General features: G+C 45.4%; 15 protein-coding genes and 1 pseudogene. 6 read left to right on the top strand and 10 right to left on the bottom strand.

Annotated features, from left to right (window positions below):
- Nucleotides 1–542: 542 nt before the first annotated feature.
- Both RIB93_RS08585 and RIB93_RS08580 read right to left on the bottom strand, forming a co-directional pair.
- Nucleotides 543–1583 (bottom strand): ATP-binding protein, encoded by a 1041-nt coding sequence (locus tag RIB93_RS08585; RefSeq protein ID WP_446372209.1) that lies wholly within the window; start codon nt 1581–1583, stop codon nt 543–545.
- Nucleotides 1584–1778: 195 nt separating this feature from the next.
- A complete protein-coding gene (locus tag RIB93_RS08580; RefSeq protein WP_044209540.1) occupies nt 1779–2096 on the bottom strand; it encodes a DUF3155 domain-containing protein in 318 nt (105 codons plus the stop codon).
- A 126-nt stretch (nt 2097–2222) separates the two neighbouring features.
- Between RIB93_RS08580 and RIB93_RS08575 the strand changes: the two genes are divergently transcribed.
- Nucleotides 2223–2444, top strand: coding sequence for a hypothetical protein (locus tag RIB93_RS08575; protein ID WP_446372207.1), 222 nt, complete (start codon nt 2223–2225; stop codon nt 2442–2444).
- Between the two features lie 92 nt (nt 2445–2536).
- Nucleotides 2537–3967 (top strand): sensor histidine kinase, encoded by a 1431-nt coding sequence (locus RIB93_RS08570; protein ID WP_446372205.1) that lies wholly within the window; start codon nt 2537–2539, stop codon nt 3965–3967.
- A gap of 46 nt (nt 3968–4013) precedes the next feature.
- On the opposite strand, the gene RIB93_RS08565 is transcribed toward RIB93_RS08570, so the two are convergent.
- Nucleotides 4014–5258, bottom strand: a complete 1245-nt coding sequence (locus RIB93_RS08565; RefSeq protein WP_446372203.1) for an S-layer homology domain-containing protein — start codon at nt 5256–5258, stop codon at nt 4014–4016.
- 417 nt (nt 5259–5675) lie between these two features.
- On the bottom strand, nt 5676–6098 hold the full coding sequence (locus RIB93_RS08560; protein WP_446372201.1) for a tellurite resistance TerB family protein: 423 nt from the start codon (nt 6096–6098) through the stop codon (nt 5676–5678).
- Between the two features lie 139 nt (nt 6099–6237).
- Here RIB93_RS08560 and RIB93_RS08555 point away from each other — a divergent pair, with 139 nt between their 5' ends.
- Nucleotides 6238–6366: a hypothetical protein gene (locus RIB93_RS08555; protein ID WP_446372199.1), complete on the top strand. Its 129-nt coding sequence runs from the start codon at nt 6238–6240 to the stop codon at nt 6364–6366.
- A gap of 74 nt (nt 6367–6440) precedes the next feature.
- On the opposite strand, the gene RIB93_RS08550 is transcribed toward RIB93_RS08555, so the two are convergent.
- On the bottom strand, nt 6441–7784 hold the full coding sequence (locus RIB93_RS08550; protein ID WP_446372197.1) for a 16S rRNA (cytosine(967)-C(5))-methyltransferase: 1344 nt from the start codon (nt 7782–7784) through the stop codon (nt 6441–6443).
- A 398-nt stretch (nt 7785–8182) separates the two neighbouring features.
- Here RIB93_RS08550 and RIB93_RS08545 point away from each other — a divergent pair, with 398 nt between their 5' ends.
- Complete coding sequence (locus tag RIB93_RS08545) at nt 8183–9019, top strand: Tab2 family RNA-binding protein (protein ID WP_446372195.1); 837 nt, start codon at nt 8183–8185, stop codon at nt 9017–9019.
- Between the two features lie 153 nt (nt 9020–9172).
- Here RIB93_RS08545 and RIB93_RS08540 read toward each other — a convergent pair whose 3' ends face one another.
- The 4 genes and pseudogenes from RIB93_RS08540 to RIB93_RS08525 form a co-directional block, all read right to left on the bottom strand.
- Nucleotides 9173–9301, bottom strand: coding sequence for an adenylate/guanylate cyclase domain-containing protein (locus RIB93_RS08540; protein ID WP_446372193.1), 129 nt, complete (start codon nt 9299–9301; stop codon nt 9173–9175).
- Between the two features lie 291 nt (nt 9302–9592).
- A complete protein-coding gene (locus RIB93_RS08535; RefSeq protein ID WP_446372191.1) occupies nt 9593–9835 on the bottom strand; it encodes an ATP-binding protein in 243 nt (80 codons plus the stop codon).
- A gap of 13 nt (nt 9836–9848) precedes the next feature.
- Nucleotides 9849–10193 (bottom strand): annotated as a pseudogene (locus RIB93_RS08530) (response regulator transcription factor); the annotation flags it as partial.
- Between the two features lie 338 nt (nt 10194–10531).
- Nucleotides 10532–11380, bottom strand: coding sequence for an alpha/beta fold hydrolase (locus tag RIB93_RS08525; protein ID WP_446372189.1), 849 nt, complete (start codon nt 11378–11380; stop codon nt 10532–10534).
- A gap of 207 nt (nt 11381–11587) precedes the next feature.
- Here RIB93_RS08525 and RIB93_RS08520 point away from each other — a divergent pair, with 207 nt between their 5' ends.
- Complete coding sequence (locus RIB93_RS08520; RefSeq protein ID WP_006103786.1) at nt 11588–12004, top strand: hypothetical protein; 417 nt, start codon at nt 11588–11590, stop codon at nt 12002–12004.
- Between the two features lie 111 nt (nt 12005–12115).
- Here RIB93_RS08520 and RIB93_RS08515 read toward each other — a convergent pair whose 3' ends face one another.
- Nucleotides 12116–12688, bottom strand: coding sequence for a redoxin family protein (locus tag RIB93_RS08515; RefSeq protein WP_446372187.1), 573 nt, complete (start codon nt 12686–12688; stop codon nt 12116–12118).
- A gap of 195 nt (nt 12689–12883) precedes the next feature.
- On the opposite strand from RIB93_RS08515, the gene RIB93_RS08510 reads away from it, so the two are divergent.
- Nucleotides 12884–13300, top strand: coding sequence for a Fur family transcriptional regulator (locus RIB93_RS08510; protein WP_446372266.1), 417 nt, complete (start codon nt 12884–12886; stop codon nt 13298–13300).
- The last annotated feature ends 231 nt before the right edge of the window (nt 13301–13531 follow it).

The raw sequence follows: 13531 nt of genomic DNA, 5'->3' as shown, positions 1-13531 counted from the left end.
GATTTCTCTGAAATGAAACATTAATGAAACATTATTGATGAGCCAGTTGTTAATACTTGACTAATCGGTCTCCCATCCACACAACAATTATTGCCTTGTCCCCTAGGGCAGTGGCAATCGCTGGCTCAATGGCTAGCGTTGCTATGTTGGTCTACTGGTTAATATACATCTTTAATAGACCCTTTTGCCGATTTTCTCCTAAACGTTAGATAGCTCAAGTACTACAAAGCCGCTATTTTGTCAAAAAAAGAGTCTGTTTTTTACAAAAATACATGCGCCAAAGGTGCGATACCCTCTGCACCATGTCTTGAGAAAAGGCGGCTCAAGTGACGCTAAATCAAGGGGTTTAGCTTGGCGAAAAACTAAAATACTGCAAATTGGACACAAAAAGCCAATGTTTATTTTAACATAAGGCTGAAACGACATAAATTCGTCAGTAATTGCGAATACTTCTCACCGATTTCTCGCCAATTAAGTTCTGTTAAGTGACAAAAAGCTAATTGAAATTGTAGAGAACGAAAAGTTTTAATTATTGGTGATATCTAAAATAAGAAACTCAATAACACAACAACTCCTAAAATAACTCCAATTAAAATAGCCGTCCCCACCATCAAATTACCAATCTCGTCCACCGTCCCCCGAATACCCCGAACCATCCGCCCTAAATTCAAGGGAAACCGAACCAATACCTGCAACGGAAGCGGTAATTGGTGCAATTCAAAACTATACCCAGGAGTACGCCTTGCTTCTACTTCAAACCTCCCCTTAACCCAGTTTATATCTCGTCCCTGCTGACGCGCTTCCCAAAGTAAACTTCCGGCTAACTGCAATAAAAAGGGATGCGTACCCCCCAACTGTTTTGCCAATTTCTGATCCGGGGGACTCAATGCTGCTTGTCCCTCTTTACCCTGACTATCGGATAAACGCACTAATTTCCACGCCTCCTCCTCCCGCAATTCCCCCAACGCCAACACCTGACTCAAATTAAAAAACGGCGAGGTGAGACGATACCGATGCTGATAAAATTCCAATTTCCGGGGAGACGCTACCACTACCATTAACGCACCACTATCGACTAGCGATCGCAGGTTATCAAAGAATCCATCATCAAATTCCCGATAATGGCGGATTAGTACTTCAAAGTCATCCAAACAGAGTACCGCTAACACGCCTTGTCGTTTCCAATGTCCCATGGCGCTACTAAATGCCAAGCGATTAAACTGTGGAACTCTCAGCGCCTCCATTAACCCCGGTTGATGCTGCACTTGGGGATGATTCCACAACAGTCGCCCAACCTTATGATAAAATCCCTCGTCCCCATGACAGTCGGAATTCTGAAGCGAAAGATAAATGCTAATAAACCGATCAGGTTGAGAAACGTATTCCTGATACGTTTGACAGAAGTGATAAAGCAGCCAGGATTTGCCAATGCGTCTGCGCCCGACCACATTTAAGCTACCGGGTAGGGTACCTGTCATCTGAGTAGTCATCTGTTGCAACTCCTCGTGGCGTCCCACAAAAAATCGGGAATCCGCGATCGCTGCACCGACTATAAATGGACAAGACGGTTGCACTGAACTCATGAATCAGAGGAAAATGACTCGACAAGCATACTCAACAGTTATCATTTTCTTCTACTTTGCAACCTTTCTCCTTCCCTTGTACCTTTTGCTTTCATAAAAAATTAGGCAATTCATCTCACCCCCCTAGCAGGAATGAAATGAATTGCCTCTTGACAAGTGTCAAAGCACCGATCAATTCGTAAGATTTGGCTGTAGTCAGCGGCTTTGAACCGCAACTACAGCCTTTTCGACAGGAGCATCCAGCACCCGCAGACTGGGAAACAGAAAATGATTTTCCTCAACATATTGAGCGCCAAATAAACCTTTTTCTGCCCAGAAATAACGGTCTGTCGTATGCTCATTTCGCTTAACTAGTAGCAAAGCGGGCGGAATAATCCCGGCGGATTGAATATATTTACGTGCTGCTGTAACCGGTTTATCTTCACCGCTTTCTAGATTATACTGAGGCACATGTTCTAGGATCTTGCGCCCCTCTTGGCGGCGGCGACTCTTGCGCTTACGTCTTCTTGCCAACCTCTTTACCTCCTCTTTTTGCCGACAGTTGTAATGTTAGTTACAAAAGCCGTCGTAAGTATATCTGCTTGAATCTGAAATATCAATATCTTTTTATGGTTTGATAGATCTACCTAAAATGCCTCAATGCTAAGTTTGAAAGAGGCTTTGAGCGATGAGCCTTTAAAAATCACGACCAAAAAAATTAATTTTTCGTTAAAAAAGTTCACAAAAAGCCGCCGGAGAGGGCTGGGGGGCTGGGAAGATGAGGAAGATGAGGGAGATGGGGGAGATGGGGGAGATGAGGGAGATGGGGGAGATAATAAAGAGCAAAGGACGAATGACAGTCATCCTACACCTTTTGGGTAATAGTCAGTCGTGTCAATTGTTCGACATTATAGAAAAGGAACCTCTATTGGGTTCTGTCGTAAAAGCCCTCTGGTGGTGATCACGCAATTCTCATGTTCATTCCTGCTAGTTCAGAATTTGTCGCCTTGTGTCAATCACAGGTTGGAATCCTCACTCAAAGTCTAGGCGCGGCGTTGAGTGCGGTATATTTAACAACGGATAAGCTCGACGAGGCAGCGCAACCTAAGCTGATTCCGGTAGTGGTCTATCCAGAAGCGGCGATATGGGAAGAGGAGGATACGGAGTTAACATTGCCCGATCGCATGAGTTCACTGGATACAATTCCCCGCCTTGCTGAAGCTGTACCTCGCCTTTTACCTCAACCTGCTGACGATCACCATGTCCCCGATTCCACCTCACTCTATCGGGATGACTATACCTTATCTCAAGGACGGCGAATGGTTTTGCCTCTAATCCACGAAGAAGTAGTTATGGGATTATTAGTCACAAGTCGCGATGATCGACCGTGGAATGAAAAAGAACAGACAGCGATTGAACGCATCGCTGGAACATTGACACTTGCCTACTTAATGGATCGGCGTCGGGCTTGGTTTGAGCAGGAATGGACTCAGCAACGCCGTCTACAGGCACAGCAACGGGATCGGCTTGATGATATCCTGCATCAATTTCGCAATCCCTTAACCGCATTGCGAACCTTTGGCAAACTGCTACTCAATCGACTGCAACCCGATGATAAAAATCATAACGTTGCCGCTAGTATTGTGCGGGAGAGCGATCGCTTGAAGGAATTGTTACAAGATTTTGATGAATGCTTAGATCAGGATGCACCAACAAATGAACCCCTAACCTTACCCGCATCAGCTAGCAGGGCGACTTGTCCACTCCCCGACTCAGACGAGACTGGGACAATTGTTTCTTCGGTTAACTCAGAACCAGAGACAGACGCACCAGCCATTCCGTTGCTTCCGGGTAAAACCCTAATTGTCGAGTCATTCACCGTCGCCGACGTATTAGAACCCCTGTTAATTTCCGCCCAAGCGATCGCGGGGGAACGGGATTTAGAATTACGTTACTCGATTCCCCAAGACTTACCCCCTGTGCGGGCAAACGCTAGGGCGTTACGAGAGGTTTTAAATAATTTAATTGACAATGCCTTAAAATACACGCCCGCTGGGGGGCAAATTGATGTGAAAGCAGGTGTGGGTCAACCTAAAGATGAGACGAGAACAATGGTGGGAATTGCGATTACTGACACTGGAGTTGGAATTCCGCCCCAAGATCTAGAGCATTTATTTGAGCGACGTTATCGGGGAATACAAGCCAACACAGGGATTCCGGGGAGTGGTTTAGGGTTAGCGATCGCCAAAACACTGATTGAACAAATGCAGGGTCAAATCGGGGTCTTTAGTCCGGCGCAGTCCCCGTGGACTCAACGCCAGTTAGACGTAGCGATTCGCCGTTCTGGGGGGAAGTCAACCCAGGGAACAACGTTTGTCGTTTGGTTGCCAATTCATGAATCATGAATTTGGATTGTAGAGACGTAGCATGCTACGTCTCTACATAATGACGCTAGTTGGTGCTGATAACTAAATTCTGATCAAGTTTCATATCTAAATCGGTATCCGGTTCAATCACAATCAGATCCACACTGTTGCGACCGAGGAAGCGTTGGATTAAGCTCAATGCTACACCAGAGCCTGTACCAATCAACAGTTCTTCGGTTGCGATCGCCCGATCTCCCGTTACCGCCGAAATCGCCGCCGCCGCCGCTGTACCGAGTGCAGCATTCTTGACCAAATTTCCGACATTACTACCTTGAGTGACTGTTTCCGTCGTGGTGATAACTTCAGACGAAGCATCAATAGTCATCTGCTGACCATTCATCACCAGTTTTTCAGCGACAAATTGAGCGCCCCCATTGGTCGAACGCAACGTACCCACAACCTCACTACCCGCTGGAATTAATACTGTACCATCAGAGGTGGTGATATTCGCATCAACAGTTAATGTCAAGGGTAATTGTTCGTCTTCTTCAGCGATCAGAATTTTCTCTCGGATATATTTAACTGGAATAGTTGTACCCGCAGGAATCGTGAAATTTTGAGCAACAGGCGTTGGATCAGCAATGTACTGAGAACTGACAACTTGTGCTTCTCCTTCACTCACCAAAGCTTGGTAAATAAATGCAGCGACTTCAGCACGACTAGCATTTCGCTGGGGATTTAACGATTTAACGTTAGGATAATTCACCACCAAGCGTTCCTCTGTAGCAGCAGCTATTGATGTCCGCGCCCAACTGGAAATGCTAGAGTCATCATTGTAGTAATTTAAAACACTGGTTGAACTGGCTGAATAATCCAAGCCATTTGCCAATGAAACTAAGACTTGTTCACGGGGAATATTTTGTTCAGGTCTAAAAACATTCCCTGGATAACCCGTTAAAAATCCTGTTTTATAAGCATCTTGGATTGCAGAATACGCCCAGTATCTTGAAGGGACATCAACAAAGTTTGTTGAACCCCGTTGATCGGCTTTATTAAAAGCCTGATTTGCCTTACGCATCATCGCCGCAAACTGGGCGCGAGTTACGGGAGCATCCGGTCGGAATGTACCATCCGGAAACCCAGCAATAATATCCCGTTGGGCTAATTCGGTAATAAAGTCTTCCGCCCAGTAGGTAGAAGAAACATCTGAGAAACTTGTGGTTTGGGCAAGCGCTGATGCACCTGTAACGAAGGGAGCGATCGCACCAGCCGTTAATCCAAAGGCTAAAAATGCAGCGGTTCCAGATTGCCAGGGATGAAAGTTAGACATTAAAGGCGTTCTCCAACACGAATCGTTCTGTTTGTTAAGTTACTAGACCGTTTAGAATTCCAGATGTTCCTAAAATTTTCCTACCCATTCATTAGATAAAGTTTAGCAAGAAAATGTTTTGCGCGTCACTGCTTTATGGGAACCTTTTCAGCGTGAATGACGATCCGTCCGGACAATTAGTTTCCGAAAAATAAAAAATCCTCTACTGACTTTTAGAGTAAAGGATAAAAGCTGAAGAAGCTGGGAAAGCCGATCTTTAGGGGCGGGTTTTACCCATAACGTTTTAGCCCTGTCGGTAAAATTTGACTAAACCTGTCCGGATAACATTTTGTGACACATCGATAACTGGACTAAACCTACCCTTGTGGGAGAAAAAATTAACTGAGAACTCAAATGACCAACCCCAATCCCACATTACTAAGATTGCTGGTCAATCCAGCGGTGGTAAAGTTTTTGAATGGCTTTAAGCACGTTATTATGAGTGGACTTGGGAGAAGTCTGGGCGGGATCGAGAAGCTGTAAGCGGGTGAGAAGTTTAGCTTCCTCAGTATCTACATCGCCATCGCTGTAAATTAAGGCACTAATCGCTTCAATCAAGCCTTGATAATCCTCTTGGCTTGCATGATCACCCAAATACTCTTGCACCCATCTATAACACTGGTCACTGGATACCGATTTGAGTTCGTTCAGCAGGGGTCGAATTTCTGGGTCTTCAGCCACATTAGATTGCTGGGCGACTCGGCGCAGATATTCCCGTTCCTCTGGCTGAATTCGACCATCGATCCAAGCCGCACCAATGAGAATCTTGACTAGCTGTTTGACATGAGAGTCTGTAACCATGACGTTTTTTGAAAAACTTCTGCTCTATCTATATCAGAACTGTTCCCAAAAATGCGCTTAGACGTCCTAATCTTTACCAATGAGCAGGCTTGGTTAAGGGAAGCTGGGGGAGCAGGGGGAGCAGGGGGAGCAGAGGGAGATGGGAGATGGGGAAGATGAGGGAGATGGGGGAGATGGGGGAGATGGGGAAGATGGGGGAGCAGAGGGAGCAGAGGGAGCATTTTTTGTAGGGGCGGGTTTTACCACTAACGTTTCGTTTTCACCCTGATATAACTAAACCCGCCCCGACCTGACCGTTCAATTATCACAAATGACCAATGACCAATGACCAATGACCAATGACTAATCCAGATGCTTCAATCTCACCATAAAAAAGCCATCCATCTGATGCTGATGGGGTAAGACTTTCAGCCAGCCTTGAGGCGTAGAAAAAGCGGTAAGTGTCGGCGGGGGTGCATCGATACGCCAGTGGGGATGACGTTCTAGAAAGGCTTGAATCACGGCTTCATTTTCCTGGGGATGCAAGGTACAGGTGGCGTAAACTAAGACGCCTCCAGGTTTTACCCAGGTGGTTGTCTGAGTTAATAGTTCACTTTGCAGTACAGAAAGTTCCTGAACTCTGGCTGGAGTACAACGCCAGCGGATATCGGGGCGACGGTGCAGCGTACCTAAACCAGAACAGGGGGCGTCGAGTAAGACAGCATCGGCTGTTTGGGTAAATTGGGGAAAATCACGGCTATCCCCTGGGCAGATTTGAATGGATTGTAATTGCAGTCGTTGGGTATTAGCTTTGACTTTTTTTAGGCGAGAAGCGGCTTTATCACATGCCCAGATTGTACCGCGATCGCGCATGAGTTCAGCCAGATGCGTGGTTTTCCCGCCCGGTGCAGCACAGGCGTCAATGATGACATCATTGGGTTGAGGATTAAGTAAATGACTCACCAGTTGAGCGCTACTATCTTGAATTGTCCACCATCCCTCGTTGAATCCAGGAAGCGTTTGTATTGAACCTGTACTTCCTTGGAAGCGTAAGGCTTGGGGAAGGTGGGGAAGGCGCTGAACCTGAATACCTGCGGCTTGCATCGCTGTCTCTACTGTATCGATGGAAGCGTTCAAGGGATTAATCCGCAGGTCAAGGGTTGGCGGTTGGTTGAACCATTGACAAAGGGCTTCGGTTTCCTCGATTCCGAATTGATTGAACCACAGTTCGATCATCCAGTCGGGAAAACTATAGAGAATACCCAGGCGCTGAATGGGGTGCGAGGGTAATTGTAAGGGATCGTTTAGTTGGGGATTGGTGTTTAGACGGGTATACTGTCGCAGTACCCCATTAACCACCCCGGCTAGTCCTTTTAATTGATTCGCTTTAGCCAATTCCACGCTGGTATTAACGGCGGCTGATGGAGGAATCCGTTGTAGATAGCGCAATTGGTATAAGCCCAGATGCAGAATGAAGCGCAAGTCTGGGGGCTGCTGGTGGGCTTTTTTCTTCCCCAGTTGGTCAATTAAAGCATCAAGGGTGCGGGCTTGTCTGGTAGTACCATAAACTAAATCGGTTAACAGAGCGCGATCAGGACGGTTGAGAGTCGTATGACGAAGCACTCGATCTAAAGCAATATTTGTAAACGCACCGTGGCTGTGGATATCTCGTAGGGCGAGGAATGCAAGTTGGCGAGGGTTTGCCATAAATAACTCGAAGCACTGTCATTAACGATAGGACAGTCTAGTATAAGAAGGCAGAAGGCGGTTGCCACATCATATTAATTAAGATTAATTGTAGTACAAAGGTTCAAAGGTTCTAAATTTAAAAGAGCAAGTGCTATTCGCATTTGAAAAAAAGCCACAATGACAGATATAACCTTAACTCCTGTGACCGTCTAGTTATCGTCACGTCATCCCAGGAATCATGAACAACTCCTCACCCACACCATCAACTTCCCGCCCTTGCTATCAGAAGATAAGCTCAGACTTTTTTATTAGACCAGAATTACAGGGAAAAGGACAAGGGTATGGGTTCCAAATTCCATCCCTGATTGTGGCGTCATCTTTTATCATAAAGACATCAAATTAAATCATATTTATCAATGAATGTTTGGCAAGCGGATTTTTATCGGCGTCCTCTGCAAGATGAAACTGGGCAAGTCTTATGGGAATTATTAATTTGTGACACCACAGGCAATGTTATATATCAATCATTCTGTCCTCAGCCAGATGTAACCCGTGATTGGTTGGTGTCTCAGGTGCAAGTCGCGGCGGCTAAGACAGGGTTACCTGATGCGATTCACATCTTTCGCCCCCAGTCGTTTAATTTGTTCCAGGAGGTAGGACAACAATTGAGGATAAAGGTAGAAGCGACACGACGCACTCCCGCCCTCAAGCAACGATTACAGGAAAGAACGTTAGAGTATCCACAGCTCCAGAATTACACCGGGGAAGCGTACAACCCCCTTAGCTTGGACAAACCACCACCTGTACCCTTACCCGAAAATCTCTGGGGCGATCGCTGGCGATTTGCTAGGATTCCCGCAGGGGATATTGAGGAAGGGTTTGCCCAACGCCCGATTCCAATTTTACAGATGCCAAATGAACTCTTACCTCTCCAATTAGGTTTAGCCTCAACAATAGCTGTTCCCGGAGTCGTGATTGATGGGGGGCGTCAGTCGATGCCATTAGCGCGTTGGCTGCAAGAGGTGCAACCTGTAGCGCTTAATTATATTCCCGGTGCGCCGGATGGGTTAATTTTAGAAGCCGGATTAGTGGAACGCTGGGTAATGGCAACCTTTGAAGATGAAGAAGTAGCGGCGGCGGCGAGGTTGTATGAACAGCGCAAGCAAAAGAGTCAGGGATTGCATTTTTTGTTCGTGCAACCGGATGATTCGGGAATGACGTATACCGGGTTTTGGTTATTGATGGCTGATTAATTTGGTCATTCGCCTTATGTCTTATGTTATTGGTTATTTATTAGACATTTTTAACCTTGATGAAGGGCGGGTTTTGTTGAAAGGTTATCCGTAGGTATCCAAATTAAATGGCTAAACCCGCTCCTACAGTTGGTTTTCATTCTTAGACCAAACCTATTTATCTGATTCATTCTGTTTACGCTCTTTGAGAAAGTATGTCGTCATTTCTCCCTTACCTTTAACATGAATTGAACCGCGTTCTTGAAAAACGTATTTATCCTTTAAATATTCACCTGATAGCACTGTTGATCTGTACTATAACTTATCAACAGAGTCAGACGGCAACCCTCAACAAGGTGATAAGCCGTGGAATTCTGCACCCGACTTTAAGTATGTAGCTAACCCCACAGCTAGTCATTCTTAGAGACAATTGATTCAGGTTTGGAGTAACTTGACGTCGCTGCTAAAATGGTGAATATTTGGGTTGGGTTTATACCAGTAAACCAACCTAAATATTCCATGTCTGGCTGAATAATTCCACTATTGCAGAGGGTAATGCTATATTGTTTGCGTTCCATTCAATTACAGCATCAATTATCTCGAAACGGGTAATGAAACAGTAACAATAGTTTGCTTATCCTGAACGCTTTCAATGACGAATTCACCCCCATGCAATTGAGTAAGGCGTTTAGCAATTGTTAACCCCAATCCGGAACCTTGCTGATCATAGAGTTTGCGCTCAAACTGTATATAGCCTCCCACTTGGACAATTTGTTCTGCCGTCATTCCTGTCCCTTGATTACTAATTGCCAAGACCAGTCGATTTTTTTCAACCATACTGGTGACACGCGATCGCGCTAAGAAGTTCTTTAGCGGTAAATGGTTTGGTCAGATAGTCATCGGAACCAAGTTCCATTCCTTGTCGCCAGTCATCTCGGCTGGCTTTAGCGGTGAGGAAGATGAAGGGAATCGTCTGTGTGGCTGGATTAGAGCGCAAGGCGGTTAACACCTCGTAGCCATCTAATTCTGGCATCATCACATCACAAACAATTAAATCGGGTAATTGTTGGGTCGCGAGTTGGATACCTGCTAATCCATTGTCTGACTCAGTGACCTGAAAATTGTTGGCTTCGAGCAACTCTAGAATATTGTCTCGAACGGATAATTCGTCTTCAATTACTAAAATCTTAGCCATAAGGTTCTGGCGGATGCCCAGCTATTTCGTTCTTGTATCCTAGCTGTTTATTTTTTAGCCATTCCAGGGGGATTTTACGGATATCAACTTGACCCCAATTGATTCATTTCAGTAGATTTACGGAGGTTATATAGCAGTCGCCAGGATCAGTAGGACATCAGATGAGGATCAGTAGGACATCAGATGAATGCCGTTTATTGTTTTGATGCACGTTTGGGTTTGACATTAAGGTTTGAATGCCGAACAGCTTACTACTTGTAGAAAACTCTAATTTAATTTTTTCTCCCCCAGCTTCCAGACGTTCCACCGGAACGTCTCTACAACCCCAACTCCTCTCTTTACAACGCTTGACGGCGTAGAAACAGCAGCAGATTATTACTCACCTTCTCAGACCAATGATCTTGGGGATAATGTCCGGCTTCTTCTAGTTCTACCAATTCGACATTCTTAATCATTTTGGCAAATTCTTGAACTTGAACCAAGGGAAGCCACGGATCTTTTATCCCCCAAAGAATCAATGTGGGTTGATTCCAGTTGCGAAACCCGGCTTCGATTTCTGCCATAGATGATTTAAGTTGCAGGTTTTTAACCGTCATCAGTAAACTTCGCCCTGCATCAGAACTGCTGAGAAAGGGACGGCGATATACGTCTAAATCTTTATCAGACACGCGATAGCCACTACCACCTTCTAAGGTGCGATCGACCAACAAGGGATCTTGGGTCAACATATCACCGACCAAGGGTAAGCCCAATTGCTTGATCTTCCACGGTAACTGACTCGCTGATGAGACAGGGGTGTTGAGAATGGCTAACCGTTCAACCTGATCGGGGTAACGCAAAGCGTATTGGAGTCCCACTGAACCCAGAAACCCTTGGACAACCAGATAAAATTGCTCGATTTGCAGATGTTGGATAAATTCTGCTAAGGCTTTAATAAAAGCATCTGGCGTATAGGCAAACTTACGACGGTCTGGTTTAGCTGAGAAACCCGCACCAATCCAGTCCGGCGCGATCGCACGGAATCCTTTTTCGGCTAAATCGGGCATCAGCGCTGACCATGAGTAACTCTGGGATGGCAAACCATGAAGTAGCAGAACAGGGAGTTGTGTGCTGGGATTAACCGGAGTGGCTTCCCGATAAAACCACTGTAGTGACCCGACCTGAATTGAGTTTTCCTGAATGGACACGCTTTTTTTCCTACACCTTGACCGTGCTTTGAGCTTACCGCCCTGTAGACGTTTGAGCAAGTTTTCCTGGTAATTTCCGATCTCCGGGAATTGTCAACAAATCACAACATATCCCCTGTCTGCTAAACAGATAGCCAACAGACTCGCTAATTGTAATAAATAATGAAGCAATCTTGTAAATAAGCGTTAACCATAGGAGATTTAATCATGAATGCTGCGGAACAAGCCAAGGGTTTAGAGGTAACCACCAAGATAGCCGCCATAGTCAACTTGTTTAAGTCCCAGTTTCCCGATGCCAAGGCGGACTTGAAACCTTGGCAAAATGACCCCGATACTCGCAATCTAGTTGATCCTGACTCAATCGATATCGGTTTTCACTTTCCTGGGTGGAGTAGAAAGTTACAAAGCCGCAGCATCTTACTACAAATTCGGTTTTACCAAGATCCCTTAGAACAGTCTCATCGCTTGATCGGTTTAGATGCGGCAGGATTTAATCATCAAGGAGAAGCGTGGCGACTTTCGACGGTTGAAAACTGGCAATGTGTCGGTAATTATCAGCCTGCGCCGGAGGTGAGTGACAAGCTTAAACAGTTCTGCCGACAAGTCTTTGAGTTATTCAGGTAGTCGAATCAGGTGTCGGTTGGCAAAGTGAGAAGACACCAAACACCATCACACACAAACGGTAGGGACACGACATGTCGTGTCCCCACAAATAGAATAGTGATGGTCGTTAAATTAACCAACAAACGCCAGACGCGGCTCAGAGACACCTGCGGGTTCTTGTCCCTTCAGGGAAGCTAGCATCGTATCCGCATCAGAAACTTCAAAGGGGTCATCTGGGCAGTTGTCGCTATAACCCGGTTCTGCAAAGAATTTTTCAATCTTGCCGTCGTTCACCAGCATCGAATAGCGCCAGGAACGCATTCCGAAACCGAGGTTGGACTTATCGACTAGCATTCCCATCTTGCGGGTAAACTCGCCATTACCATCGGGGAGCAAGAACACATTCTTTGCCCCTTGCTGCTTACCCCACTGGAACATAACAAACGCATCATTCACCGACAGGCAAATGATTTCATCGATACCCTGCGCCTTGAACTCATCATAGAGTTCTTCATAGCGAGGCAGGTGGTTGGACGAACAGGTGGGTGTAAACGCACCCGGTAAGGAAAATACAACAACTTTTTTGCCACCAAAGATTTCCTGCGTTGTCCGATCTTGCCAACGGTAGGGATTTGAACCCCCTACAGACTCATCACGCACGCGAGTCTTGAACACAGCGTCGGGTACACGATCAATAACAGCCATATTTATTTACCTCGTTTTACAGACAACTAGATTTTTGTTTGCTTTAGCTATATCTTACTATAACTCAGAATAATTCTGATTTAAGAATGAGTCAATAGTAATAATTACTTATTTTTCAGTTTAACTGCTAGACAAGTATAACTCCTAAAAAAGAGTGTTATAATTAAAGAACTGCTTATGAAAACGGTGAATACCATGCAGCAGCAAGCAGAAAACCTGATTAAAGTCTTGAAATCCAAGGGGTTGAGGGTTACCCCACAGCGATTTTCTGTCTATGCCAATTTGCTGACTCGTTTTGATCACCCGACGGCAGATCAAATCCTCAGCGATCTCAATCACCAAGCGCCAACGTCTTCTCAAGCGACTGTATACAGTGCGCTACAAGCCCTGCGGGAAGTGGGACTGGTGCGGGAAGTTTTATTAGAGGAAGGTGTCTGTCGTTACGATGCGAATGTTGATCGCCACCATCATTTTCGTTGTCGCTGTTGCGGTGCGATTAAAGATATTCCTTGGGATGCCTTTGAAAGCGTTGACTTGAACCGCCTACCTTCGGGTATGCAAGCTGAAAGCTATGAGGTGACGGTACATGGAATCTGCGATCGCTGTCAATAATTTGGGTCTGCTGAATAAGTCGGAGAAACACAACTGATCGATTAAGTAGTTATATAAGACGACAGTAACAATGAGCATTTATTGTCAACAATTCGGTCAATGATAAGGTTTAATAATAAATTGACTCCGAAAAAGACTTGATTATGGAATATACATAAAAAAAGACAAAAAACCTGCCGTAGCAGGGCAGACAGATTCATGACGAGGAAAGTAATAGCAATGGCTGTTTCT

This window comes from Coleofasciculus sp. D1-CHI-01 (assembly GCF_040218875.1).
Taxonomy (GTDB): Bacteria; Cyanobacteriota; Cyanobacteriia; order Cyanobacteriales; family Coleofasciculaceae; genus Coleofasciculus.
Note: the sequence above shows the minus strand (reverse complement) of the source record. Positions and strands in the feature narration are given on the sequence as shown.